Origin of the sequence: Streptococcus oriscaviae (assembly GCF_018137985.1) — a bacterium.
Classification (GTDB): domain Bacteria; phylum Bacillota; class Bacilli; order Lactobacillales; family Streptococcaceae; genus Streptococcus; species Streptococcus oriscaviae.
The window spans coordinates 271,714-296,033 of sequence record NZ_CP073084.1; the positions used below are offsets into that span (position 1 = coordinate 271,714).

Annotated in this window: 26 protein-coding genes, 2 pseudogenes and 1 other annotated feature; all 28 genes and pseudogenes read left to right on the forward strand. The window is 43.3% G+C overall.

The genetic code is table 11. From position 1 onward, the window contains the following. The first annotated feature begins 85 nt into the window (after positions 1 to 85). The 28 genes and pseudogenes from INT76_RS01300 (at position 86) to INT76_RS01435 (ending at position 24,302) form a co-directional block, all read left to right on the forward strand. Positions 86 to 678, forward strand: a pseudogene (locus INT76_RS01300) (GrpB family protein). Then, positions 647 to 1,411 (forward strand): class I SAM-dependent methyltransferase, encoded by a 765-nt coding sequence (locus tag INT76_RS01305; RefSeq protein ID WP_428843981.1) that lies wholly within the window; start codon positions 647 to 649, stop codon positions 1,409 to 1,411. Before INT76_RS01300 ends, INT76_RS01305 begins: the two are co-directional and overlap by 32 nt. After that, on the forward strand, positions 1,408 to 2,055 hold the full coding sequence (gene pcp / locus INT76_RS01310) for a pyroglutamyl-peptidase I (protein WP_212571343.1): 648 nt from the start codon (positions 1,408 to 1,410) through the stop codon (positions 2,053 to 2,055). The genes INT76_RS01305 and pcp overlap by 4 nt, the downstream gene beginning before the upstream one ends. A gap of 125 nt (positions 2,056 to 2,180) precedes the next feature. Next, positions 2,181 to 2,453: a 30S ribosomal protein S16 gene (rpsP, locus tag INT76_RS01315; protein WP_212571352.1), complete on the forward strand. Its 273-nt coding sequence runs from the start codon at positions 2,181 to 2,183 to the stop codon at positions 2,451 to 2,453. A gap of 20 nt (positions 2,454 to 2,473) precedes the next feature. Then, positions 2,474 to 2,713, forward strand: coding sequence for a KH domain-containing protein (locus INT76_RS01320; RefSeq protein WP_018167302.1), 240 nt, complete (start codon positions 2,474 to 2,476; stop codon positions 2,711 to 2,713). 107 nt (positions 2,714 to 2,820) lie between these two features. Then, positions 2,821 to 4,563, forward strand: a complete 1,743-nt coding sequence (locus INT76_RS01325; protein ID WP_212571354.1) for an ABC transporter ATP-binding protein — start codon at positions 2,821 to 2,823, stop codon at positions 4,561 to 4,563. Then, a pseudogene (locus tag INT76_RS01330) lies at positions 4,564 to 6,330 on the forward strand (ABC transporter ATP-binding protein). A gap of 92 nt (positions 6,331 to 6,422) precedes the next feature. Further along, the gene (gene rimM, locus INT76_RS01335) at positions 6,423 to 6,941 is read left to right on the forward strand and encodes a ribosome maturation factor RimM (RefSeq protein WP_212571356.1); all 519 of its coding nucleotides are present in this window, start codon (positions 6,423 to 6,425) and stop codon (positions 6,939 to 6,941) included. Continuing rightward, complete coding sequence (gene trmD, locus INT76_RS01340; protein ID WP_212571358.1) at positions 6,928 to 7,656, forward strand: tRNA (guanosine(37)-N1)-methyltransferase TrmD; 729 nt, start codon at positions 6,928 to 6,930, stop codon at positions 7,654 to 7,656. Before rimM ends, trmD begins: the two co-directional genes overlap by 14 nt. A 135-nt stretch (positions 7,657 to 7,791) precedes the next feature. Further along, positions 7,792 to 8,541 carry a DeoR/GlpR family DNA-binding transcription regulator gene (locus INT76_RS01345; RefSeq protein ID WP_212572984.1) on the forward strand — a complete coding sequence of 250 codons (750 nt, stop codon included), beginning with the start codon at positions 7,792 to 7,794 and terminating at the stop codon, positions 8,539 to 8,541. Then, positions 8,538 to 9,449, forward strand: coding sequence for a 1-phosphofructokinase (gene pfkB / locus INT76_RS01350; RefSeq protein ID WP_212571360.1), 912 nt, complete (start codon positions 8,538 to 8,540; stop codon positions 9,447 to 9,449). The genes INT76_RS01345 and pfkB overlap by 4 nt, the downstream gene beginning before the upstream one ends. Next, a complete protein-coding gene (locus INT76_RS01355) occupies positions 9,446 to 11,395 on the forward strand; it encodes a PTS fructose transporter subunit IIABC (protein WP_212571362.1) in 1,950 nt (649 codons plus the stop codon). The genes pfkB and INT76_RS01355 overlap by 4 nt, the downstream gene beginning before the upstream one ends. Positions 11,396 to 11,487: 92 nt before the next feature. Beyond that, a complete protein-coding gene (locus INT76_RS01360; RefSeq protein ID WP_212571364.1) occupies positions 11,488 to 11,862 on the forward strand; it encodes a DUF1149 family protein in 375 nt (124 codons plus the stop codon). 1 nt (position 11,863) lies between these two features. Next, a complete protein-coding gene (locus tag INT76_RS01365; RefSeq protein WP_212571366.1) occupies positions 11,864 to 12,715 on the forward strand; it encodes a DegV family protein in 852 nt (283 codons plus the stop codon). A 9-nt stretch (positions 12,716 to 12,724) separates the two neighbouring features. After that, positions 12,725 to 13,492, forward strand: a complete 768-nt coding sequence (gene dapB, locus INT76_RS01370) for a 4-hydroxy-tetrahydrodipicolinate reductase (RefSeq protein WP_212571369.1) — start codon at positions 12,725 to 12,727, stop codon at positions 13,490 to 13,492. After that, positions 13,489 to 14,700, forward strand: a complete 1,212-nt coding sequence (locus INT76_RS01375) for a CCA tRNA nucleotidyltransferase (protein WP_212571371.1) — start codon at positions 13,489 to 13,491, stop codon at positions 14,698 to 14,700. The genes dapB and INT76_RS01375 overlap by 4 nt, the downstream gene beginning before the upstream one ends. Further along, positions 14,693 to 16,561 carry a ribosomal protection-like ABC-F family protein gene (gene abc-f, locus INT76_RS01380; protein WP_212571372.1) on the forward strand — a complete coding sequence of 623 codons (1,869 nt, stop codon included), beginning with the start codon at positions 14,693 to 14,695 and terminating at the stop codon, positions 16,559 to 16,561. The genes INT76_RS01375 and abc-f overlap by 8 nt, the downstream gene beginning before the upstream one ends. Next, positions 16,562 to 16,897 (forward strand): hypothetical protein, encoded by a 336-nt coding sequence (locus tag INT76_RS01385; protein WP_212571373.1) that lies wholly within the window; start codon positions 16,562 to 16,564, stop codon positions 16,895 to 16,897. It abuts the gene before it with no gap. Positions 16,898 to 16,993: 96 nt separating this feature from the next. Continuing rightward, positions 16,994 to 17,953, forward strand: a complete 960-nt coding sequence (locus tag INT76_RS01390; RefSeq protein WP_212571375.1) for an ROK family glucokinase — start codon at positions 16,994 to 16,996, stop codon at positions 17,951 to 17,953. A 96-nt stretch (positions 17,954 to 18,049) separates the two neighbouring features. Continuing rightward, entirely contained in the window at positions 18,050 to 18,889 is an 840-nt protein-coding gene (locus INT76_RS01395; protein ID WP_212571377.1) for a thymidylate synthase, read from the forward strand. 116 nt (positions 18,890 to 19,005) lie between these two features. After that, positions 19,006 to 19,518: a dihydrofolate reductase gene (locus tag INT76_RS01400; protein WP_212571379.1), complete on the forward strand. Its 513-nt coding sequence runs from the start codon at positions 19,006 to 19,008 to the stop codon at positions 19,516 to 19,518. A gap of 3 nt (positions 19,519 to 19,521) precedes the next feature. Further along, positions 19,522 to 19,692 (forward strand): hypothetical protein, encoded by a 171-nt coding sequence (locus INT76_RS01405; RefSeq protein ID WP_212571381.1) that lies wholly within the window; start codon positions 19,522 to 19,524, stop codon positions 19,690 to 19,692. A gap of 26 nt (positions 19,693 to 19,718) precedes the next feature. Then, positions 19,719 to 20,945, forward strand: a complete 1,227-nt coding sequence (gene clpX, locus INT76_RS01410; RefSeq protein WP_212571384.1) for an ATP-dependent Clp protease ATP-binding subunit ClpX — start codon at positions 19,719 to 19,721, stop codon at positions 20,943 to 20,945. A gap of 80 nt (positions 20,946 to 21,025) precedes the next feature. Continuing rightward, a complete protein-coding gene (gene yihA, locus INT76_RS01415) occupies positions 21,026 to 21,616 on the forward strand; it encodes a ribosome biogenesis GTP-binding protein YihA/YsxC (RefSeq protein ID WP_212571386.1) in 591 nt (196 codons plus the stop codon). A gap of 82 nt (positions 21,617 to 21,698) precedes the next feature. Continuing rightward, positions 21,699 to 21,837, forward strand: a sequence feature (ribosomal protein L10 leader region). 30 nt (positions 21,838 to 21,867) lie between these two features. Beyond that, positions 21,868 to 22,365, forward strand: coding sequence for a 50S ribosomal protein L10 (gene rplJ / locus INT76_RS01420; RefSeq protein ID WP_212571389.1), 498 nt, complete (start codon positions 21,868 to 21,870; stop codon positions 22,363 to 22,365). A gap of 70 nt (positions 22,366 to 22,435) precedes the next feature. After that, complete coding sequence (gene rplL / locus INT76_RS01425; protein ID WP_212571391.1) at positions 22,436 to 22,801, forward strand: 50S ribosomal protein L7/L12; 366 nt, start codon at positions 22,436 to 22,438, stop codon at positions 22,799 to 22,801. 199 nt (positions 22,802 to 23,000) lie between these two features. Continuing rightward, positions 23,001 to 23,540 carry a GNAT family N-acetyltransferase gene (locus tag INT76_RS01430; RefSeq protein ID WP_212571393.1) on the forward strand — a complete coding sequence of 180 codons (540 nt, stop codon included), beginning with the start codon at positions 23,001 to 23,003 and terminating at the stop codon, positions 23,538 to 23,540. Positions 23,541 to 23,747: 207 nt separating this feature from the next. Then, positions 23,748 to 24,302 carry a carboxymuconolactone decarboxylase family protein gene (locus INT76_RS01435; protein WP_212571395.1) on the forward strand — a complete coding sequence of 185 codons (555 nt, stop codon included), beginning with the start codon at positions 23,748 to 23,750 and terminating at the stop codon, positions 24,300 to 24,302. Positions 24,303 to 24,320: the final 18 nt, after the last annotated feature.

A 24,320-nucleotide genomic window follows, 5' to 3' on the forward strand; every position in this document is an offset into this window, starting at 1 on the left:
ACGAAAAAAATAGAGTTTGGAACTACTGTTGTCCCAAACTCTTTTACATGGAGAAAGTGATATAATAGTAAAAAGGAGAAAGCAGATGAAGAAAAGACTGGAAGATATGACCTTAGAGGAACTCTGGCAACTCTTTCCCATTTTTTTGGTGGAACACCGAGCAGAATGGGCTGACTGGTACCAAGAAGAGAGCCGATCTCTATTAAGCCAGTGGCCAGAGGTTTGGTGAAGCGAATTTCTCATGTAGGTAGCACCGCCATTCCAGCCATTTGGGCTAAAAATATCGTGGATATTCTGCTGGAAGTAGCTAGCAAGGAAGACTTGGCTGTCCTTGTGGAACTATTGAAAGAAAAGGGCTGGCGCGCCATGAATCAGGATGCTGGCCAATGTAGTCTAAATAAGGGCTATACTGAGGATGGCTTTGCAGAGCGAATTTTCCATCTCCATCTACGCCTTGTCGGTGATCATGACGAACTTTATTTTAGAGATTACCTGCTAGATCATCCAGAGGTTGCTAAGGACTACGAGCAGATGAAACTAGGCCTCTGGAAACAATTTGAGCACGATAGAGATAGCTATACTGATGCCAAAACAGATTTCATCCAAAGATATACCCAATTAGCCAAGAAGGACCATGAGGGGAGGTATGAGGAAATTGATCATCACAACAAGTTCTAGATTAACTAGGGAGTTAGAAGAGGAGGCCTTGAGACTTTCGGAGGTCCTGCATCTGGACTATGTGGAGCGAAAGAAACAGTCTTTGGTCAAGTTGCAGGAGCGATTTGGTGATGTTCTCTTGGTAACCAAGGAAGGTTTGGTCTTGGAATATGCCAACGGTCAATCCTTTTCCTTTCATCCTGACACGGCCATATTGCGGATTAAGGCGCCGCGTGACCCTTTGCTTGAGTTGATTGGTGGGCTTCCGCTGTCTGTTTTGGATGCGACGATGGGTTTGGCCAGTGACAGTATTGTCCTTTCATTTGCGGGGCATGAGGTAACTGCTTTGGAGAGCCAGCCGATTATCGAGACCGTTGTTGCGCATGGCTTGCAAACCTTTGACACTGGAAATCCAGATATTAACCAAGCAATGAGAAAGATTCGCACCCACTGCGTTGACTCTCTTTCTTTTCTGAAAAGCCAGCCGGAGCAGTCTTATGATGTCATTTATTGTGACCCCATGTTTTCGGAAGTTATTACAGAGTCTGAAAACCTTTCTGGTCTTAAGCCTCTGGCAAATTATGCGGTCTTTTCTAAAGAATTGTTGACAGAAGCCAGACGAGTGGCCAGAAAGAAAATCATTATCAAAGCCCATTTCAGGGATAAAGTTTTTGGAAATTTCGGCTTTTTCCGTCATGTGCGCCCCAATCAAAAATTTCATTATGGAGAAATCATCATCAAGGAGGAAAGATGAAAATATTAGTGACCGGTTTCACCCCTTTTGGGGGAGAGAAAATTAACCCCGCTCTTGAAACAGTCAAAAAATTACCTGCAACAATTGCAGGGGCTACAATAGAGTGGTTAGAGGTACCAACTGTTTTTGGGCGTTCTGCTTGTGTCTTAGAAGAAAAGATGACCGCCTTGCAACCGGATGCAGTGCTTTGCATTGGACAGGCTGGCGGCAGGACTGGTTTGACACCAGAGCGAGTTGCGATTAACCAGGATGATGCGCGCATTCCCGATAATGAAGGCAATCAACCAATCGATACCTTTATTCAAGAAGAGGGACCCGCAGCTTATTTTTCCACATTGCCCATCAAGGCAATGGTGGCCTCTATTCATCAGATTGGGCTTCCAGCTTCGGTTTCCAATACGGCTGGTACTTATGTTTGCAATCATCTCATGTATCAGGTTCTGTATTTAACGGCAACTAAGTTTCCACAGACTAGAGCAGGTTTTTTGCACATTCCTTTTCTTCCAGAACAGGTAGTAGACAAACCTAATCTGGCCTCTATGAGTCTTACCGATATTGTTCGCGGTGTGGAAGCGGCGATTGTAGCAATCGTTGAATATGCTGATAAAGAGGACTTAAAACTTGTTGGTGGAGCGACACATTAAAAAAACAATCTCTGTCAAGTTTTTTTCTTGACAGCCCTTTAAAGGTGTGATAAGATAGGATGTGTTGTTAAAAGTTCTGCTTTTGACAGACCAAAATTAGAAATATAGAAAAGAGAACATTAAAAATGGCAGTAAAAATCCGTTTGACTCGTATGGGTTCTAAAAAGAAGCCTTTCTACCGTATTAACGTTGCAGATTCACGCGCACCACGCGATGGTCGCTTCATCGAAACAGTTGGTACTTACAACCCACTTTTGGCTGAAAATTCAGTAACCCTTAAAGAAGACCGTGTACTTGAGTGGTTGGCAAAAGGTGCACAACCTTCTGATACAGTTCGTAGCCTTCTTTCAAACGCTGGCGTATTGAAGAAATTCCACGAATCAAAATTCTCAAAATAAGACATTAAGCGAGAACACTTATGGACATGATTGAAAATCTTATTATTGCAATTGTGAAACCTTTGATTTCACAGCCGGATAGTCTGACGATTAAAATCGTTGACACACCTGAATTTTTAGAATATCATTTGGACTTGGATCAGTCTGATATTGGCCGTGTTATCGGCAGAAAAGGTCGCACAATTTCTGCCATAAGAACGATTGTCTATTCTGTTCCGACAAGTGACAAAAAAGTTCGTTTAGTTATTGATGAGAAATAATTTAGCCACCTTCGGGTGGTTTTTTTCCATGGAAGGCTGCTGATTAAGGAGCTGACTATGTATTACGGGGAGCATAGGCTCCCCTTATTCTTTAGAGAGGAGTAAGTATGCGTTTAATATGGAACTACCTCAAGCGCTATCCCAAGTGGCTTATTTTGGACCTATTTGCAGCTATATTATTTGTTGTCGTCAATCTCGGGCTTCCTACCTTTTTGGCCCGCATGATTGATCAGGGGATTACTAAAAATGATGTACATCAGCTTTATTTCTGGGCCGGCATGATGCTATTGATTGTAATCCTAGGAGTGATGGGTCGGGTTTTGTTGGCCTATGCAGCAGGAAAATTGACCACTCACATCGTCAAGGATATTCGCAATGATCTCTACGAAAAAATTCAGGACTATTCCCATCATGAATATGAACAAATCGGGGTGTCATCCTTGGTAACTCGTATGACCAATGATGCTTTTGTGCTTATGCAGTTTTCAGAGCAGGTCTTAAAATTGGGCATTATCACACCGATGATGATGATTGCATCCGTCATTATGACCCTCTTGACCAGTCCGGGTTTGGCCTGGACAGTAGCAGTAGCCATGCCTTTTCTTGTCTGGGTAGTGGTCTATGTAGCGGTGAAAACACGTCCCTTATCTGAACAGCAACAGAAGCGGCTGGACACCATCAATCAGTATGTCAGAGAAAATCTGATGGGGCTCAGGGTAATTCGTGCCTTTGCGCGCGAAGAGTTTCAAGAGGAGCGCTTTGATCAAGTCAATCAAGAGTATGCACAGACTTCTCGTAAGCTCTTTGTTTTGACAGGCTTGACAGAACCCTTGTTTGTTCAGATTATTATTGCAATGATTGTTGCTATTGTCTGGTTCGCCTTAGAACCTTTGGCACAAGGAAGCCTTCAGATTGGTGACTTGGTAGCCTTTATTGAATATAGCTTTCACGCCTTGTTCTCCTTTTTACTTTTTGCCAATTTATTTACTATGTATCCTAGGATGGCAGTATCTAGTCAACGGATTCAGGAAGTTTTAGATATGCCCATTTCCATCTCCAAAAATGAGGATGGAGTGACTCAAACAGAAACTCGTGGTTATTTGGAATTTGAAAATGTGACCTTTGCCTATCCTGGAGAAACAGAGTCGCCTGTACTGCATAATATTTCCTTTAAGGCAAGTCCAGGAGAAACCATTGCCTTTATTGGCTCAACGGGTTCTGGTAAGTCTTCTCTGGTTAACCTCATTCCTCGGTTTTATGATGTGACGTTAGGGCGTATCTTGGTAGATGGTGTGGATGTGCGACGCTACAATCTCAAGGCCCTGCGCAGTAAGATTGGCTTCATACCGCAGAAAGCTCTGCTTTTTACAGGAACCATAGCAGAGAATCTCAAGTATGGAAAATTTGATGCGAGTTTAGCCGAATTGCACGAGGCAGCCGATGTCGCTCAAGCCAAAGATTTTATTGAGAGCAAGGAAGAGCAGTTTGACACCCATCTGGCTGAAGGTGGCAGCAATCTGTCTGGCGGACAAAAACAACGGCTGTCGATTGCACGAGCCATCGTCAAGCAGCCGGATATTTATATCTTTGACGATTCCTTCTCAGCCTTGGATTATAAGACGGATGCAATTTTACGTCAGCGATTGAAAGAAGTGACAGAAGAAGCAACGGTTTTAATTGTAGCCCAGCGGGTTGGAACGATTATGGATGCAGATCAGATTATCGTCTTGGACAAGGGTGAAATCGTTGGTCGTGGTACTCATACAGAGTTAATGGAAAATAATAGCATTTATCGAGAAATCGCTAATTCTCAGCTTAATCGCCAATTATTGACAGAGGAGGAAGCCTAGATGAACGAAAATGTCTTTAAACGTGTTTGGGGCTATTTAAGACGGTACAAACTATCCGTTTTTCTAGCAGTCTTTCTCAAAATTTTGAGTGCAGTGATGAATGCACTTGAGCCTTATGTACTCGGTTTGATTATTACAGAGTTAACTGCCAATCTACTCGACATCGCCAAAGGAACAGAAGGTGCTACGATTAACGTTTCTTACATCGGCCTGCTATTAGCGCTCTATGCTCTTAGGGCCTTGCTCTATGAACTGGGAGCTTACGGTTCAAACTATTTTATGACCAAGGGAGTGCAGGGAGCTGTTCAGCATCTGAGACGAGATTTGTCTGTCAAAATCAACCAGATTCCGGTTGCTTATTTTGACAAGCAACAATATGGTGATTTGTTGGGACGCTTTACCAGCGATGTCGAAACGGTTTCTAATGCCTTGCAACAAAGTTTTCTTCAGATTGTCAATGCCTTTCTAACCTTGAGTTTGGCCCTCTTTATGTGTTTTTGGCTGGATGCCTCCTTGGCTGTGATTGTCTTGATTTTGGTGCCTGTCACCTATTTCGGTTCTAGCTTTATCATCCGAAAATCTCAACCCTACTTTAAGGAACAGGCGGCAGCACTTGGCAAGCTAAACGGCTTTGTCCAAGAAAACCTCACAGGGTTTAATGTTCTTAAACTTTATGGCCGCGAAGACCAATCAACTCAGGAGTTTCGACAAATTACTGAAAACCTTCAGGAGGTCGGTTTTAAGGCCAGTTTTGTATCCGGTCTTCTCATGCCTGTTGTGCAGGGATTTTCCAATCTGACCTATCTGATCATTGCTTTGCTGTCAGGTCTTAAGGTCTTAGCAGGCAATTTGACCATCGGTAATATGCAGGCCTTTGTTCAGTATGTTTGGCAGATTACTCAGCCAGTTCAAACCCTGACTCAGCTTGCCCCTCAATTACAGTCTGCCAAATCCTCCCTCGAACGTATCTTTTCTGTCCTTGACGAAGTGGATGAGTTAACAGAAGATAGCCAGGATGTCCATCATATACTGACCGGCCAAGTCAGCTTTGAACAAGTATCCTTTGGCTACACGGAGGATAAGCCACTTATTCGCAATTTCAATCTGGAAGTACAGCCCGGTGAAATGGTTGCCATCGTTGGACCGACAGGAGCCGGTAAGACGACTTTGATTAACCTTTTGATGCGCTTTTATGATGTGCAATCAGGCTCTATCAAGGTGGATGGTCTGGATATCCGGTCACTGTCACGCCAAGCCTATCGCCGGCAATTCGGTATGGTTTTGCAAGATGCTTGGCTCTATGAAGGAACGATAAAAGAAAATCTCCGCTTTGGTCGCCTAGATGCGACAGATGAAGAGATCATCCAAGCCGCCAAAGCTGCTAACGTAGACCATTTTATCCGCACCTTACCAGGTGGCTATAATATGGAGATGAACCAGGAGTCTAGCAATATCTCTCAAGGGCAGAAGCAGCTTTTAACCATCGCTCGTGCTCTTCTTGCAGATCCAGCAATCTTGATACTGGATGAAGCAACATCATCTGTTGACACTTGATTGGAACTCTTGATTCAAAAGGCAATGAAGCGTCTGATGGAAGGGCGTACTAGCTTTGTCATCGCTCACCGCCTATCCACCATTCAAGAAGCAGATAAGATTCTTGTTTTGAACAATGGTCAGATTATCGAGCAGGGCAACCATGAAAGCCTCTTGGCAGCAAAAGGCTTCTATTACAACCTTTATCAAAGCCAATTTAGCCAAGCCAAATAAGAGAAAGTCGTCCGTGGACGGCTTTTTTCTAGGCTTGAGAAATCTCCTTGCTCATGATAAAATAATAGGATAGAAGATTTAATGGAGAAAATATGAATTATTTTAACGTTGGAAAAATTGTTAATACTCAGGGCTTGCAGGGTGAAATGCGAGTTCTGTCTGTAACGGACTTCGCAGAAGAACGCTTTAAAAAAGGAGCTAGGCTAGCTCTTTTCAATGACAAGGACCAATTTGTCATGGATGTGGAAATCGCCAGCCACCGCAAGGCCAAAAACTTTGACATTATCAAGTTCAAGGGGATGTACCACATCAACGATATTGAAAAATACAAGGGATTTAGCCTGAAAATTGCAGAAGAAAACTTGTCAGACTTGGATGAAGGGGAATTTTATTACCACGAGATTATTGGCTTGGATGTGTATGAGGGAGAAGAGCTGATCGGTCAAATCAAGGAAATCCTGCAGCCAGGAGCCAACGATGTCTGGGTAGTAAAACGCAAGGGAAAACGCGATCTCTTATTGCCCTATATCCCACCAGTTGTTTTGGAAGTCGACATGGAAAACAAGCGGGTTCAGGTAGAACTGCTAGAAGGTTTGGATGATGAAGATTGATATTTTAACCCTCTTTCCCGAGATGTTTGCTCCTTTGGAACACTCCATTGTCGGTAAAGCCAAAGAAAAGGGTTTGTTAGACATTCGCTACCATAATTTTCGGGAGAACGCTGAAAAAGCCCGCCATGTGGATGACGAGCCTTACGGGGGCGGTCAAGGCATGCTCTTGCGGGCTCAACCCATCTTTGATACCATTGAAAAGATTGATGCCAAAAATCCTCGGGTTATCTTGCTGGATCCAGCAGGTCGCCGCTTTGATCAAGCTTTTGCAGAAGAATTGGCCCAGGAAGAGGAGTTGATTTTCATCTGTGGCCACTATGAAGGCTATGATGAGCGCATTAAGACCTTGGTGACAGACGAAGTTTCACTGGGAGATTTTGTTTTGACGGGCGGGGAATTGGCCGCTATGACCATGGTGGATGCGACTGTCCGCCTGATTCCAGAGGTGATTGGCAAGGAGGCCAGTCACCAGGATGATAGTTTTTCTTCCGGTCTCTTGGAATACCCTCAATACACGCGGCCATACGATTTTCGTGGGATGACTGTGCCAGATGTCTTGATGAGTGGGCACCATGAGAATATTCGCAAGTGGCGATTGGAGCAAAGTCTGCGCAAAACCTACCAAAGGCGACCTGACTTGTTGACTAATTACGCATTTACAGAGGAAGAAGCGGCAATCTTAGCAAGGATTAAGAGCGAGGATACTTTATTTTAATGATAGTAGTCAGGAAAACGGCCAAAATGTCCGTTTTCTTTTTTTTTTGAAGAAAAATGAAGGTTTTTGATAGATATTGATTGACATTGATAGAAAATAGTGTATAATAGAAACTGTAAACGATTGCAGGAGGTGATTTCCATACTAAAATCAGAACGAAAACAGGTTATTTTGGACAAACTGAAAGAACAACAGTTCGTTCGATTGGAAGAACTTGTGGATGAGTTACAAACGTCGGAATCAACAGTACGAAGGGATTTGGATGACTTGGAAGCATCTGGAAAACTTCGGCGGGTTCATGGTGGAGCAGAGGCTCCATCTAATTTGCAGCAGGAAGAATCGATTCAGCAAAAATCTGTCAAAAACATTCAGGAAAAACGAGCTATTGCTCGAAAAGCTACTGAATTGATAGAAGATGGTGATGTGATTTTTTTGGATGCTGGAACGACCACAGAACTAATGATTGAGCATCTGGGGCAAAAGAATCTGACCGTTGTTACCAACTCGATTCACCATGCAGTCAAGCTGGTAGAAGAGCGGATAAGAACGATTATTATCGGCGGTTTTGTCAAGGAATCGACAGATGCTTCTATTGGCGCGTCGGCGGTTGCGCACATTCGCCAACTCAACTTTGATAAAGCCTTCCTCGGCATGAATGGTGTAGATAAGGACTACCTGACGACACCTGATATGGAGGAAGCAGCTATCAAGAGGACAGTTCTGGAGAATGCCAAGCAGCCATTTGTCTTAGTGGACAGTTCCAAATTTGGACAATTCGCCTTTGTCAAGGTAGCAGAGGTAGAGAGGGCCAGTTTAATCTGTAATCATGCAGAGAGCGGTCTGCTAGAGGTTTTGAAAAAGAAAACGAGGATAATAGAGGTATGATTTACACAGTCACTCTAAATCCTGCCATTGACTATGTGATTCGACTGGAACGAGTCGAAACAGGTAGCGTCAATCGTATGGACAGCGACGACAAGTACGCTGGTGGAAAAGGGATCAATGTCAGTCGGGTTCTCAAGCGTTTGGGATACGACAACACAGCGACAGGTTTTCTTGGAGGCTTTACAGGTCAGTTCATCAAAGATGGCCTGCTAGCAGAAGGGATTCAGACAAACTTTGTCGCAGTAGACCAAGATACCCGCATCAACGTCAAAATTAAGGCCGACCAAGAAACGGAAATCAACGGACTCGGGCCGGTTGTGACAGATGCTCAACTAGCAGAATTGGAAGCTATCCTAGCAGGATTAACAGAAGAAGATACCGTTGTTTTTGCCGGTTCAGCACCAGCAAGTTTGGGCAATCAAGTCTACAATAGACTCATCCCAGTTGCAAAAAAAGCGGGAGCAGAAGTTGTCTGCGATTTTGAAGGTCAAACCCTTCTGGATTCGCTTGCTCACCAACCGCTCTTGGTCAAACCAAATAACCATGAGCTAGAAGCTATCTTTGGTGTCACATTAAATGGGCTTGCGGATGTTGAAAAATACGCCCGCCAAATTCTTGCCAAAGGTGCAAAAAATGTCATCATTTCAATGGCAGGTGATGGTGCCTTGTTGGTAACACCTGAGGCTGCTTACTTTGCCAAACCCATCAAGGGAACTGTAAAGAACTCCGTAGGGGCAGGCGATTCAATGGTGGCAGGTTTTACTGGTGAATTTGTCCATTCACAAGATCCGATAGAAGCCCTCAAGTGGGGAGTGGCCTGTGGAACAGCAACTGCCTTTTCAGATGATTTGGCAAGCTTGGCATTTATAAAAGAAACTTATGAAAAAGTAGAGGTGGAGAAATTATGAAAATTCAGGACGTTTTGAGAAAAGAAGTCATGCTTCTTGACTTACAATCAACAAGCAAGGAAGCTGTCATCGACGAGATGATTGCTAACCTTGTTGATAAGGGAATTGTAACGGATTTTGATGTTTTTAAAGCGGGCATCATGAATCGTGAGGCACAGACAACAACCGGTCTTGGCGATGGTATTGCAATGCCACACGCTAAAAATGCAGCAGTAAAAGAAGCGACGGTTCTTTTTGCTAAGTCAAAGAAGGGCGTTGATTATGAGAGTTTGGATGGACAACCAACGGACTTGTTCTTTATGATTGCTGCTCCAGAAGGGGCTAACGATACTCACTTGGCTGCCTTGGCAGAATTGTCTAAGTACTTGATGAAGCCAGATTTTGCAGATAAGCTACGCAATGTATCCTCTCCTGAAGGTGTACTAGCTGTTTTTGATGCAGTAGAAGCAGCTAACAAAGCGGCTGAGGCAGAAGTTGTTGCTCCGACAGGAGAACGCCCATTCATCGTAGCTGTAACAGCTTGTACAACAGGTATCGCGCATACTTATATGGCAGAAGAAGCACTTAAAAAACAAGCAGCAGAGATGGGCATTGACATCAAGGTTGAAACCAATGGTGCTTCAGGTGTGGGCAACAAATTGACTGCAGAAGACATCAGCCGTGCAGACGGTGTTATCATCGCTTCTGATAAAGCGGTTGACATGCCTCGCTTCAATGGTAAGCCATTGGTATCACGTCCAGTAGCAGCTGGTATCAAACAAGCAGAAGAATTGATTAACACTGTTTTGTCTGGTCAGGCTAGCGTCTATGTAGCCAAGGAAGGAGCATCTACCGTGGAAACAACTGAAAAACTGAGCCTTGGTAAGGCATTCTACAAACACTTGATGAGCGGTGTATCACAAATGCTTCCGTTCGTTATCGGTGGCGGTATCCTGATTGCCCTTGCCTTCCTCTTTGATAACCTGTTGGGAGTTCCAAACGAAAACCTCAGCAGCCTTGGTTCGTACAATGAACTTGCATCTATGTTTATGAGTATCGGTGGTGCAGCCTTTGGCTTCATGTTGCCGCTGCTTGCAGGTTTTATCGCCTTCTCAATCGCTGAAAAACCTGGTTTGGTCGCAGGTTTCGTAGCGGGTGCTATTGCAAACAATGGTCTTGCTTATGGTAAGATTACTTACGGAGCTGCAACTTCTGAAATCCCTGCTGCAGTGTCATCAGGTTTCTTGGGCGCCCTTGTTGGTGGTTTCATTGCCGGTGGAGTTGTTCTTGTTCTTCGTAATGCTTTGCGTAACCTTCCAAAATCCTTACAAGGTCTAAATGCCATCCTCCTCTTGCCACTCCTTGGTACAGCGATTACAGGTTTCTTGATGTTCTTCGTCAATATTCCAATGGCAGCTATCAACACTGGTATGAACAATTTCTTGGCAGGTCTTGAAGGAAGTTCAGCAGTTCTCCTAGGACTTGTCCTTGGTGGTATGATGGCGGTTGATATGGGTGGTCCAATCAATAAGGCAGCTTATGTCTTTGGTACAGGTACCCTTGCAGCAACTGTTTCAGAAGGCGGTTCAGTAGCAATGGCAGCTGTTATGGCAGGTGGTATGGTTCCACCATTGGCAGTATTTGTAGCGACCCTTCTCTTTAAAAATAAATTCTCTCAAGAAGAGCGTAACTCAGGTTTGACCAATATCGTTATGGGTCTGTCCTTCATCACAGAGGGAGCTATCCCATTTGGAGCAGCTGACCCAGCCCGCGCTATTCCAAGCTTTATCGCAGGTTCTGCACTTGCAGGTGCACTTGTTGGTCTAGCAGGTATCAAATTGATGGCTCCTCATGGCGGTATCTTCGTTATCGCCTTGACAACGAATCCGCTTCTTTACATCGCCTTTGTACTGGTTGGTGCGGTAGTTTCAGGTGTCCTTTACGGAGCTCTTCGTAAAGCAAAATAACCCCTTTAAAACCTTGTTCTCGGCAAGGTTTTTTTCTATCTTTCATAAAAATATGATATAATAAACCTACTATTGTTATTAGGAGAATGGATATGGATATTATTCGTGATAAAGAGTTTGTTAACCAATATCACTTTGATGCACGCAACTTAGAGTGGGAAAAGGAAAATGGTACACCAACTACTCAAATGAAGGTTGATTTTCAGCTAATTGAGAAGAACCGTGACGAAAATCGGACCTCTATGGTGACCATTTTACGATTTATGATTGTCTTAGAATACCACGTCATTTCGGGTGCTATGAGTCAAAGCGTTCACTTGAAAAACTGCTATATTGAGGAGCCCTCAGAATTTTCAGCAGAAGACAAGCGGATTCTTGTAGAACCACTTTTGGAGATGTTGAAACGCATGACTTATGATGTAACAGAAATCGCCTTTGATGCCCCAGGCGTAAATTTGGAGTTTTAAAATGAAGTTAGCAGTTATCACGGATTCATCAGCTGTTCTCAGCTCAGCAGCCTTAGAAAGAGATAATTTGTTTGTTCTTCCTATTCCCGTGACGATTGAAGGACAGACCTACATTGAAGGAGAAAACTTAACTGCCGAGGAATTTTACCAAAAAATGGCTAATTCAAGCGAGTTACCAAAGACCAGTCAACCTAGTCTTTTGGAATTAGAAGAAATCCTTGCCAGTTTAGTAGAACAAGGATATAGCCATGCGATTGGACTCTTTCTATCCTCGGGTATTTCAGGTTTCTACCAAAATATTCAGTACTTAGCAGACGAGTTTGAGGGGCTGAGTATTGCTTTTCCAGATACAAAAATTACTTCCGCTCCTTTGGGAATGATGGTTGAAAATGTCCTTGCTTGGGCAGAAAACGGTCGTGGCTACGAAGAGATTTTAACCAAGCTGAATCAAGAGATTGGCAAAACTACCGCATTTATCATGGTTGATGATTTGAATCACTTAGTAAAAGGCGGACGTCTATCTAATGGCGCGGCCTTGCTCGGAAATCTCCTCAGCATCAAACCTATCCTTTATTTCACTGGAGAAGGAAAGATTGAAGTTTATGAGAAAGTCCGGACCGAGAAGAAGGCGGTGAAACGGCTTCTCGAAATCCTTCAGGAGCAAACCAAGGATGGTCAGTATCAGATTGCCATCATCCATGCAAACGCACCTGAGAAAGCCGAGAATTTCAAGCGGAGCCTTGAGGAAACAGGCATTGCAACTGATCTTCCCGTCGTAAGTTTTGGCTCGGTTATCGGCACCCATTTGGGTGAAGGAGCTGTCGCCTTTGGGATTTCTCCCATCATTGATTAGGAGGTAAACATGTCCATTCGAGTTATTATTGCTGGCTTTAAAGGGAAAATGGGCTCAACAGCTGTTGCTATGGTCAAGGAAGATGCAGAGTTGACCTTAACTGCCCTAGTAGACCCTTTTGCAACCGAAACAGAAATGGACGGTGTGCCAGTTTTTAAGACAAAAGAAGAAGTAGCGCAGCTTGATGCAGATGTCTGGGTGGATTTTACCACACCTAAGTTTGCCTATGAAAACACGCGCTTCGCACTGGAAAATGGGTTTGCACCTGTGGTTGGAACAACAGGTTTTACTCCAGAGGAAATTGAAGAACTAACCGCACTTTCAGCCGAAAAAGGCCTGGGTGGCTTGATTGCTCCTAACTTTGCTATTGGCGCTATCTTGCTCATGCAATTTGCAGCACAGGCAGCCAAGTATTTCCCAAATCTTGAAATTATCGAATTGCACCATGACAAGAAAAAAGATGCGCCGAGCGGAACAGCTGTAAAAACAGCAGAATTGATTTCTCAAGTGCGCCAAACACAGGTTCAAGGTGCAGCAGATGAAGAAGAATTGATGGCTGGAGCACGCGGTGCAGAATTTGATGGTTTCCGTATTCATTCAGTACGTTTACCTGGTCTTGTCGCTCATCAAGAAGTCATCTTTGGTGCCCAAGGTGAAGGCTTGACCATTCGTCATGATTCCTACGATCGTGTTTCTTTTATGAGTGGCGTGAATCTCGGAATTAAAGAAGTAGTTAAACGAGAAAAGCTCGTTTATGGGTTGGAACATTTACTATGAAATTAACTGTTTTGCCTTCTGAATTTCAGGAGGCTTTACCGATTTTATCGAAAATTAAAGCCGCTGGTTTTGAAGCTTATTTTGTCGGCGGGTCTGTCCGAGATGCTATTCTTGGCAGGTCTATACATGATGTAGACATTGCCACATCCAGCTATCCTCAAGAAACAAAAACCATTTTTCCTCGGACTATTGATGTCGGTATCGAACATGGAACGGTATTGGTTTTGGAAGGTGGGCGAGAGTACGAAATTACCACTTTTCGGACAGAAGATGTCTATGTTGATTTTCGCAGGCCTAGTCAGGTTGCTTTTGTGCGCTCTCTAGAAGAAGATTTGAGGCGACGCGATTTCACAGTCAACGCCTTTGCCCTTGATGAAGAGGCCCGCATTGTTGACCTTTTTGATGGACTGACAGACTTGGAAAACCGCACTTTGCGTGCGGTCGGAGTGCCTTCTGAGCGTTTTAATGAGGACGCCCTCCGTATCATGCGCGGTTTTCGTTTTGCAGCCAGTTTGGATTTCACCATTGAACCCGAAACATTTCAGGCAATGGTAGAAACCGCTCCGCTTTTAGAGAAAATATCAGTAGAGCGAATTTTCATTGAATTTGACAAACTGTTAACAACGAAGCATTGGAGAAAAGGCTTACGCGCTATGATTGATTCAAAAGCCTACAACTTTCTGCCAGACCTAGCAGGAAAGGGAGAGCAGTTAGCAAGCATGCTGACCAGCCTAGGAGAGAATTTCCGCTTTTCAAGTTCTGAACAAGCTTGGGCCATGCTCTTTGTCTGCTTGGGTATCGATAACATCAAGTCCTTCTTGAAGAAATGGAAGACCAGCAACGATTTTCAACGCACAGTTGTCAAGTTGGTCGATATTTATCATCACCGCCAAACAGGCCCCATCACCAAGCAAATCTGCTTCCAATACGGAAAAGACTTGCTCTACTTGGTAGAAGAACTCCGTCAGGCTCAAGGTTTGGCGACAGATTTTGAGCAAATTGATCGGATTGACCAAGCTTTGACGATTCATGATAAGCATGAAATTGTGGTGAACGGCGGCCACATCATGAAAGAGTTTGCTCTCAAACCGGGACCAGTTTTGGGCAGTCTTCTCAAACAGGTTGAATACCAGATTGTTGAAGGCCATCTAGCCAATGAATCAGAAGCAATCTTGACATTTGTGAAAGGGAAGTTAGAAAATGAGTGATTTTATCGTTGAACACCTTACCAAGTCAGTCGGTGATAAGACAGTCTTTTCGGATCTCTCTTTCATCATTCACAAAGGCGATCGCATTGGAATTATCGGAGTCAACGGAACGGGGAAGACCACTCTATTGGACGTCTTGTCTGGTCGTGTCGGATTTGACGGAGATGTATCGCCCTTTCACAGTAAAAGCACCTATACGTTTGCTTATTTGACACAGGAACCAAATTTTGATGAGAGTAAAACCGTTTTAGATACAGTTTTGTCTTCTGATTTGCGAGAAATCCAGCTTATCCGTGAATATGAGTTGCTTTTAACCCATTATGGCGATACCAGCCAAACCCGTCTTGAAAAAGTGATGGCTGAAATGGATGCCCTCAACGCTTGGGAGATTGAAAGTCAAGTCAAGACGGTCTTATCCAAATTAGGTTTAACAGACCTTAACAAAACAGTAGCAGAGCTGTCTGGCGGTTTGCGTAGACGGGTGCAATTGGCTCAGGTTCTTTTAGGGAATGCGGATCTCTTGCTGCTTGATGAACCGACCAACCATTTGGATATTGAAACCATTGAGTGGCTAACCGCCTTCTTGAAAAATACCAAGAAGTCCGTTCTTTTCATTACCCATGACCGTTATTTCTTAGACAATGTGGCGACACGGATCTTTGAACTGGACCGCGCTAACTTGACCGAGTACCAAGGCAACTACCAAGACTATGTGCGCTTGAAAGCCGAACAAGACGAACGCGATGCAGCCCTCCGTCACAAGAAAGAACAGCTCTATAAGCAGGAACTGGCTTGGATGCGTCGTCAGCCACAGGCTCGTGCTACCAAGCAACAGGCTCGTATCAATCGTTTCCATGACTTGAAGGGCGATTTAGCCCACAAGGTAGATGACAGCGAGTTAGACATCAACTTTGAGACCTCCCGGATTGGTAAAAAGGTCATCAACTTTGAACATGTTAGCTTTTCTTATCCAGACAAGCCGATTTTGACGGATTTTAATCTCCTCGTCCAAAACAAGGATCGAATCGGGATTGTTGGTGACAATGGAAAAGGCAAATCAACTCTGCTAAATTTGATAGCAGGCGAGATGCAGGCCGACAGCGGAAAGCTGGAGATTGGTGAAACTATCCGCATCGGTTATTTCTCTCAGACCATCAAGGGGTTGGATGAGAGCAAGCGGGTCATCAATTTCTTACAAGAAGTAGCAGAAGAGGCCAAGACCAGTTCAGGTATGGTTTCCATTGCCGAACTCTTGGAGCAATTCCTCTTCCCACGCAACACCCACGGTACCCTCATCGAGAAATTGTCAGGTGGAGAGAAAAAGCGCCTCTATCTGCTGAAAATTCTTTTGGAACGCCCCAATGTTCTTTTGCTGGACGAGCCGACCAATGACCTAGACATAGCGACTTTGACAGTGCTGGAGCATTTCTTACAGGGCTTTGCTGGACCAGTCATCACCGTCAGCCACGACCGCTATTTCTTAGACAAGGTTGCGACCAAAATTCTGGCTTTTGAGGATGATGGCATCCAAACTTTCTTCGGCAATTACACGGACTATCTGGATGAAAAAGCCTTCCTGGCTTCCAGCTCTGCTATTTCTCCAGAAAAACCAAAGGAGAAAACTGAGAAGATAAGAGAGAACAAGAAGCGGATGTCCTATTTTGAAAAGCAGGAGTGGGCGACCATTGAAGAGGATATTGCTGGTCTTGAGGAGCGAATTGAAGCCATTGAAGCGGAGATGCTGACCTGTGGCAGTGACTTTACCAGACTATCCGATCTGCAGAGAGAGTTGGATGAAAAAAATAACTTGCTCTTAGAAAAATACGAGCGCTACGAGTATTTGAGTGAATTGGAGGGCTAGATGAAAGTTCTTGTCATGTCCTATATGGGAATTTATCTGTTGGTGACCTTGGGAGCGGCCTTATTTAGTTATATTAAGACCAAAAAGATGAATGCTCTTCGTTTGATTCTGACGGTTTTATCCATGATTTTGCTTGCGGTTACGCTGTATTTTTATAGTCAGTCTTACCATGCCTTGCAGATGGTAGGTTTTGCCCTTGGATTTACTTTTATTTCCACCTTGTTCCTCTATAATGGTAGCAAGGAAGGGAGCAATTTTACCATAGTGATGCTGTTTTCCTTCGGGCGTTTTGTCTTACATATTCAATTTTTAATTTTGCTCTATCTGTTTAGATAGGGCATTCTTTTTTTCTTCCTATAAATCTATGAAAAGGCTTTACGCAAACCTTTGCATTGTGGTATAATGGAAAAAATGGATTTGAGGAGAAGAACTATGTCAAAAAAAATTATCGGTATTGACCTCGGTGGTACATCTGTCAAGTTGGCGATTTTGACCACAGCAGGTGAGATTCAGGAAAAATGGTCTATCAAGACCAATATTTTGGATGAGGGCAGCCATATTGTGCCTGATATTATTGAAAGTATCAAACATCGTTTTGAAACACACGGTCTGACCAAGGACGATTTCTTAGGAATCGGTATGGGCTCTCCTGGTGTGGTTGATAGCACAGCGGGTACGGTTATCGGAGCTTACAACCTTAACTGGAAGACCTTGCAGCTGGTCAAAGAACAGTTTGAGGCCGAGCTTGGTTTGCCTTTCTTTATCGACAACGATGCCAACGTAGCAGCTCTCGGTGAGCAGTGGGTTGGAGCTGGCGAGAATAATCCTGACGTTGTTTTCATGACTCTGGGAACAGGTGTTGGTGGCGGAGTAATCGCTTCTGGTAACTTGATTCGCGGTGTCAAGGGAGCAGGCGGTGAACTAGGACATATCACTGTTGATTTTGACGCTCCATTTGCCTGCACCTGCGGGAAGATGGGCTGTCTGGAAACCGTTGCTTCCGCAACAGGTATCGTCAACTTGACCCGCCGTTATGCGGAAGAATATGCTGGGGATGCCAAACTCAAACAAATGATTGATGATGGTCAAGATGTGACTGCTAAAGATGTCTTTGACTTGGCAAAAGAAGGGGACGATCTAGCTTTGATTGTCTACCGTCATTTCTCTGACTATCTTGGTGTAGCCTGTGCCAACATTGCGGCTGTATTGAACCCAGCCTATATCGTACTTGGTGGCGGAGTATCAGCCGCTGGTGATTTCTTATTGGAAGGCGTACGCAAGGTCTTTGCTGAAAATAGCTTCCCACAAATCAAAGAAAGCACCCAGTTGGTACTAGCAACCTTGGGAAATGATGCCGGTGTCTTAGGAGCAGCATCATTGGTTTTGAAATAAATCATGAAAGCAGAGGCGACTCTGCTTTTCTTAGTCTTGGCCGCATTGCCATAACTTTTTTAAGACAAACCTTCTTCTTTATGCTATACTAAAACCATGACAAAAGCAGATATTATTTTCAAAGAAAACATTCGCAAGATTATGGAAGAGGGCGTTTTTTCGGAGAATGCTCGCCCGCGTTATAAAGATGGAAATATCGCTAATTCCAAGTACATTACGGGCGCCTTTGCTGAGTATGACTTGTCCAAGGGCGAGTTTCCCATCACCACATTGCGTCCAATTCCGATAAAAAATGCCATCAAAGAGGTTTTCTGGATTTACCAAGACCAGACCAATGACCTGTCAGTTCTCAATGATAAGTACAAGGTGACCTATTGGAATGACTGGGAAGTGGAAGAAACAGGAACCATCGGAGAACGCTACGGGGCAATCGTTAAAAAACACGATATTATTTCCAAGATTTTGAAGCAACTGGAAGAAAATCCATGGAATCGCCGCAATGTGATTTCTCTCTGGGACTACCAAGCCTTTGAAGAATCGGCAGGTCTCTTACCATGTGCCTTTCAGACCATGTTCGATGTTCGACGGGTGGATGGGGAGATTTATCTGGATGCGACCTTGACCCAACGTTCAAATGATATGCTAGTAGCTCATCATATCAATGCCATGCAATATGTAGCCCTTCAAATGATGATTGCCAAGCATTTTGGTTGGAAGGTTGGAAAGTTTTTCTACTTCATCAACAATCTCCATATCTACGATAACCAGTTTGAGCAGGCCGAAGAATTGCTCCGTAGAACTCCGTCAGAAGTAGCACCTCAGTTGCTTCTAAACGTTCCAGACGGTACCAATTTCTTTGATATCAGGCCGGAAGATTTTGAATTAGTAGATTATGAACCGGTTAAACCGCAGTTGAAATTTGATCTAGCAATCTAAGCCTTGATAGTCAATGCCCTTGACTGTGGAGTGATTAAAATCGTACTTGCCTATACTTGGCAAGTGCATTTTTTATGGATTTTTGATAGAATGAGTAGACGAGAAAGTGAGAGAAAATGACTAAAAAAATAACAGCTATCTGGGCTCAAGATAAGAATGGATTGATTGGAAAAGGCGGAGGGCTGCCTTGGTCGCTTCCGGCTGATTTGGAACACTTTAAGCAGACAACAAGCGGTCATGCCATGGTGATGGGACGTGTTACTTTTGATGGTATGGGAAAGCGCGTGCTTCCCAACCGGCTTTCTCTTATCTTGACCAAGGATAAACATTACCAAGTCGATCATGACCGTGTCCTTGTCTTTCACAGTCTGGAGGAGGTCTTGGACTGGTATCATTCACAGGATAAAAATCTCTATGTGATTGGTGGAAGTCAGATATTCTCCGCTTTTCAACCCGTTTTAAATCAAATCATCAAGACAGACATCCATGGGGAATTCGAAGGAGATGTGTATTTCCCAACTGATTTTGACTGGAGTGATTTTGAAGAGGTCAGCAGCAAGCTGAGAGAAAAAGACCAGCAAAATCCAGTTGACTTTACAGTTAGAATATTTGAAAAAAGAGAGAAATAGTTCATGCAAAAGAGTTTATTTGGCCTGTTTACCGCTGTTTTATGCGGCGTCTGTGTTCTTTGCTCCATTCAGGCCCTACAAAAAAAACGCTATGGCTTGGCAGCGATTTTCATACTCAACGCTTTTACCAATCTAGTCAATAGCATCCATGCCTTTTATGGCTTTTTATTCTAACATATCAATTATACATGAGGTAAAAAATGGCTGTACACAACCATCCTGAGCTAATTTACTGCTCTTTTTGCGGCAAAAATCAAGAAGAAGTAAAGAAAATTATCGCAGGAAATAACGTTTTTATTTGTAACGAATGTGTCGAATTGGCACAGGAAATTATTCGAGAAGAGTTAGCAGAAGAAGTCCTGACAGACCTGGCTGATACTCCGAAACCACAAGAGCTGCTCAATATTTTAAACAACTATGTTATTGGACAGGACCGTGCGAAGCGGGCCTTGGCGGTAGCTGTTTACAATCACTATAAACGGATTAACTTCCAAGATAACCGTGATGAGAATGATGTAGATTTACAGAAATCTAATATCCTAATGATTGGTCCAACTGGTTCTGGCAAGACATTTTTGGCACAAACCCTTGCAAAGAGCCTCAATGTTCCCTTTGCCATTGCGGATGCGACAGCGTTGACAGAAGCAGGTTATGTAGGGGAGGATGTTGAAAATATCCTACTCAAACTCCTTCAGGCAGCAGACTTTAATGTTGACCGTGCAGAAAGAGGGATTATCTATGTGGATGAAATTGATAAAATTGCCAAAAAAGGTGAAAATGTGTCCATTACCCGTGACGTATCGGGTGAAGGAGTCCAACAGGCTCTCCTGAAAATTATTGAAGGAACTGTTGCCAGCGTTCCACCACAAGGCGGTCGTAAGCATCCAAACCAAGAAATGATACATGTTGATACCAAAAATATTCTCTTCATTGTAGGCGGTGCTTTTGATGGCATAGAGGAGATTGTCAAGCAGCGTCTTGGAGAGAAAATTATCGGCTTTGGCCAAAACAATCGAGCTATCGAAGAAAAAGATTCCTACATGCAGCATATTATTGCAGATGATATTCAGAAGTTTGGTATCATTCCAGAATTGATAGGCCGCTTACCTGTTTTTGCTGCCTTGGATCAGTTGACCACCGATGATTTGATTCGTATTCTGACTGAACCTAAAAACGCTCTTGTAAAGCAATACCAGACTCTCCTTTCATACGATGATGTAGAGTTGGAGTTTGACCAAGATGCATTGGAAGAAATCGCCCAAAAGGCTATTGAACGTAAAACCGGTGCTCGTGGACTACGCTCCATTATCGAGGAAACCATGTTGGATGTCATGTTTGAAGTGCCTAGTCAAAGTAATGTGAAACGTGTTCGTATCACCAAGGATGCGGTTAAGGGGATAGAAAAACCTCTACTCGAAACGGCCTAAACAAGAAGTCAGCCACCTCACCGGCTGACTCCTTTTACGAAAAACTGCGTCGATTAGCATCGGCCAAGAAAGGATTCAGGATGAAGATCAATACGCATAATGCACAAATCCTCCTCAGTGCCGTTTCCAAGGCGCAATACCCTCAGGATGACCTCCCTGAAATAGCCCTCGCAGGTCGCTCAAATGTTGGTAAATCTTCTTTTATCAATACGCTTTTGGGAAGGAAAAATCTAGCTCGTACCTCTAGCAAGCCGGGCAAAACGCAGCAACTCAATTTTTATAACATTGATGACAAACTGCGTTTCGTTGATGTGCCTGGTTACGGCTATGCCAAGGTGTCAAAAGCAGAACGTGCAAAATGGGGTAAGATGATTGAAGAGTATTTAACCAACCGTGACAACCTGCGAGCAGTTGTCAGTTTGGTCGATATGCGCCATGAACCAACAGCGGATGATGTGCAGATGTATGACTTTCTCAAGTACTACGAGATCCCAGTGATTATCGTGGCAACAAAAGCAGATAAAATCCCTCGCGGCAAATGGAACAAACACGAATCGATTATTAAAAAGAAGTTGGATTTTGATAGGTCAGATCGTTTCGTTGTCTTTTCATCTGAAACGCGTCAGGGCTATGATTTGGCTTGGGATTACATTTTAGATAGTGTACAATAGGTGGCGATTGCCACCTATTCACTTTTTTTTAAAAAACCAAAGAAAATTCTTGCAATCCTGTTAGAGTTGTGGTATGATGATTAAGGTTTGAAAAAACTGACCTAAGACAGTAGGGGAGCTGGACTCATAAACATCCTACCGAGGCACAAAACGTAAATGAATATTTTTCTAACGTATTGTACTTTCGTGTCTAGGTTTAGGTGCGATTTTTTTGTGCCTAGCCCAAAATAAAAACGGAGGTAAACACACAAATGAGTGAAGCTATTATTGCTAAAAAAGCGGAATTAGTGGATGCTGTTGCTGAGCAAATGAAAGCTGCTACATCAATCGTAGTAGTTGATGCGCGTGGTTTGACAGTTGAACAAGATACTGTTCTTCGTCGCAACTTGCGTGGTGAAAGCGTTGAGTACAAAGTTATCAAAAACTCAATCTTGCGCCGTGCTGCTGAAAAAGCTGGTCTTGAAGGACTTGTTGAATTGTTCGTAGGCCCATCTGCTGTTGCATTCTCAAATGAAGATGCAGTAGCACCAGCAAAAGTTATTTACGAATTCGCGAAAAAAGCAGAAGCTCTTGAAATCAAAGGTGGTGCTGTAGAAGGTAAAGTTTCAACAAAAGCTGAAATTGAAGCACTTGCTACATTGCCAAACCGCGAAGGTATGCTTTCTATGCTCCTTTCTGTACTTCAAGCGCCTGTTCGCAACGTTGCATACGCTGTCAAAGCTGTTGCAGAAAAAGAAGACGCTGCTTAATGCGTCAACTGGTAGCCTAGGGCTACAAAAACTATATACTTTTATTTAAAAAATTTGGAGGAAAATCACAATGGCATTGAACATTGAAAACATTATTGCTGAAATTAAAGAAGCTACTATCCTTGAGCTTAACGACCTTGTAAAAGCTATCGAAGAAGAATTTGGTGTAACTGCAGCTGCTCCTGTAGCTGTTGCTGCAGCTGGTGCTGCTGAAGAAGCAACTAAAGATTCATTCGACGTTGAATTGACTTCTGCTGGCGACAAGAAAGTCGGCGTTATCAAAGTTGTACGCGAAATCACTGGTCTTGGTCTTAAAGAAGCAAAAGCACTTGTTGACGGTGCACCTGCACTTGTTAAAGAAGGTGTTAACGCTGCTGAAGCAGAAGACATCAAAGCTAAGCTTGAAGAGGCTGGCGCTAGCGTAACTTTGAAATAATCAAGGTTTGCCTATCATTAAACAATAGAAAATCCCGCCATATTTGGTGGGATTTTCGTATATATATTCAAAGCCATCACTAATTGTATAATCAATTCTGTTTTCAGGTAATCTGGCAGTAGAAAAAATACCTTAAAAATGATTTAATACTAGTGAGTATTTCAAAGACGCTATTAGAGCATGTAGGAGGAGAAAGAAGATGAAGGTATATTTTGAAAAAGCTCATGTCATCATAAGAGAAATGATAGCCACCGATGCCGAAGCATTTATAAAAGTCTTTCAAACCTATGGATGGCATCATGAGATAGAAACCTATGTCGGTTATTTTAAGGAACAAGCAGAGGGTATCCGAAAAGTATACGTTGCAGAGTATAAACATAAAGTGGCCGGATTTTGCACCTTGCTATTACAGGCACAAACTGGCCCTTGGAAGGACAAACTACCTGAAATTTCGGATTTAAGAGTATTCAATGAATTTCAAAATAAAGGGATTGGAAGCATTCTGTTAGATTGTGCAGAAGATGATGCTTCCCATTACAGCGACCAAGTAACACTAGCAGTTGGACTGCATGCTGGATATGGAAATGCACAAAGAATCTATGCAAAACGAGGCTATATCCCTGATGGTTCAGGAGTTTGGTACAAAGGAAAGCCATTGGCACCGTATGAAAATTGTTGCAACGATGATGCATTATTATTGTATATGAGCAAGAAGCTGAGAGAAACAAATGCTAGCTAAACAGTAAATCATCGGTTTACTGTTTTTTATTGCTCAAAATCCAAAAGAAAGAGTTGAGGAATTTAATTGATTACTTTCTTAGGACACTTGATAGATTATTCCTATCGCCAAGATAGGTAAAATATATTAGTTTCTTAAGGCGTTTTTTGATACCATAGATTTTGTTAGCAAATGGCTAATGCAAATCATTGAAAAGGAGAATCCCTCATGTCACAAGAATTTAAAATTCACACAATCGAAACAGCACCAGAAAGTTTAAAAGAAAATCTGGCCGCCGTAAAAAAGAACAATGGCGGCTATATTCCCAATCTGATTGGTCTATTAGCCAATTCACCAACAGCGCTTGAAACGTATCAGACTGTCGGAGCGATTAACCGACGCAACAGCTTGACTGCAACAGAACGTGAAGTTGTTCAAATTACTGCGGCAGTTACCAATGGTTGTGGTTTTTGCGTAGCAGGTCACACAGCCATTTCTATTAAACAAATCAAAATGCCTGAGGATGTTCTCAATGCACTTAGACAGGGAACTCCGATTGAAAGCGATGCGAAACTCGATACACTTGCCAAATTTACTCTGGCAGTCATCCAATCCAAAGGTAAGGTTGGTCAGGAAGTTTTAGATGACCTGTTTGCAGCGGGTTACACGCCTGAAAATGCCCTAGATGTTGTCCTCGGAGTCAGTCTAGCAACCTTGTGTAACTATGCAAACAATCTAATTAACACACCAATCAACCCTGAGTTGCAGCCTTATGCACTATAGGATTGGATAGATAATCAT

Excerpts from the sequence above, each read along its gene's own strand:
- INT76_RS01305 (WP_428843981.1), top strand. The coding sequence starts at position 647 with ATGAGGAAATTGATCATCACAACAAGTTCTAGATTAACTAGGGAGTTA.
- pcp (WP_212571343.1), top strand. The coding sequence starts at position 1,408 with ATGAAAATATTAGTGACCGGTTTCACCCCTTTTGGGGGAGAGAAAATT.
- rpsP (WP_212571352.1), top strand. The coding sequence starts at position 2,181 with ATGGCAGTAAAAATCCGTTTGACTCGTATGGGTTCTAAAAAGAAGCCT.
- INT76_RS01320 (WP_018167302.1), top strand. The coding sequence starts at position 2,474 with ATGGACATGATTGAAAATCTTATTATTGCAATTGTGAAACCTTTGATT.
- INT76_RS01325 (WP_212571354.1), top strand. The coding sequence starts at position 2,821 with ATGCGTTTAATATGGAACTACCTCAAGCGCTATCCCAAGTGGCTTATT.
- rimM (WP_212571356.1), top strand. The coding sequence starts at position 6,423 with ATGAATTATTTTAACGTTGGAAAAATTGTTAATACTCAGGGCTTGCAG.
- trmD (WP_212571358.1), top strand. The coding sequence starts at position 6,928 with ATGATGAAGATTGATATTTTAACCCTCTTTCCCGAGATGTTTGCTCCT.
- pfkB (WP_212571360.1), top strand. The coding sequence starts at position 8,538 with ATGATTTACACAGTCACTCTAAATCCTGCCATTGACTATGTGATTCGA.
- INT76_RS01355 (WP_212571362.1), top strand. The coding sequence starts at position 9,446 with ATGAAAATTCAGGACGTTTTGAGAAAAGAAGTCATGCTTCTTGACTTA.
- INT76_RS01360 (WP_212571364.1), top strand. The coding sequence starts at position 11,488 with ATGGATATTATTCGTGATAAAGAGTTTGTTAACCAATATCACTTTGAT.
- INT76_RS01365 (WP_212571366.1), top strand. The coding sequence starts at position 11,864 with ATGAAGTTAGCAGTTATCACGGATTCATCAGCTGTTCTCAGCTCAGCA.
- dapB (WP_212571369.1), top strand. The coding sequence starts at position 12,725 with ATGTCCATTCGAGTTATTATTGCTGGCTTTAAAGGGAAAATGGGCTCA.
- INT76_RS01375 (WP_212571371.1), top strand. The coding sequence starts at position 13,489 with ATGAAATTAACTGTTTTGCCTTCTGAATTTCAGGAGGCTTTACCGATT.
- abc-f (WP_212571372.1), top strand. The coding sequence starts at position 14,693 with ATGAGTGATTTTATCGTTGAACACCTTACCAAGTCAGTCGGTGATAAG.
- INT76_RS01385 (WP_212571373.1), top strand. The coding sequence starts at position 16,562 with ATGAAAGTTCTTGTCATGTCCTATATGGGAATTTATCTGTTGGTGACC.
- INT76_RS01390 (WP_212571375.1), top strand. The coding sequence starts at position 16,994 with ATGTCAAAAAAAATTATCGGTATTGACCTCGGTGGTACATCTGTCAAG.
- INT76_RS01395 (WP_212571377.1), top strand. The coding sequence starts at position 18,050 with ATGACAAAAGCAGATATTATTTTCAAAGAAAACATTCGCAAGATTATG.
- INT76_RS01400 (WP_212571379.1), top strand. The coding sequence starts at position 19,006 with ATGACTAAAAAAATAACAGCTATCTGGGCTCAAGATAAGAATGGATTG.
- INT76_RS01405 (WP_212571381.1), top strand. The coding sequence starts at position 19,522 with ATGCAAAAGAGTTTATTTGGCCTGTTTACCGCTGTTTTATGCGGCGTC.
- clpX (WP_212571384.1), top strand. The coding sequence starts at position 19,719 with ATGGCTGTACACAACCATCCTGAGCTAATTTACTGCTCTTTTTGCGGC.
- yihA (WP_212571386.1), top strand. The coding sequence starts at position 21,026 with ATGAAGATCAATACGCATAATGCACAAATCCTCCTCAGTGCCGTTTCC.
- rplJ (WP_212571389.1), top strand. The coding sequence starts at position 21,868 with ATGAGTGAAGCTATTATTGCTAAAAAAGCGGAATTAGTGGATGCTGTT.
- rplL (WP_212571391.1), top strand. The coding sequence starts at position 22,436 with ATGGCATTGAACATTGAAAACATTATTGCTGAAATTAAAGAAGCTACT.
- INT76_RS01430 (WP_212571393.1), top strand. The coding sequence starts at position 23,001 with ATGAAGGTATATTTTGAAAAAGCTCATGTCATCATAAGAGAAATGATA.
- INT76_RS01435 (WP_212571395.1), top strand. The coding sequence starts at position 23,748 with ATGTCACAAGAATTTAAAATTCACACAATCGAAACAGCACCAGAAAGT.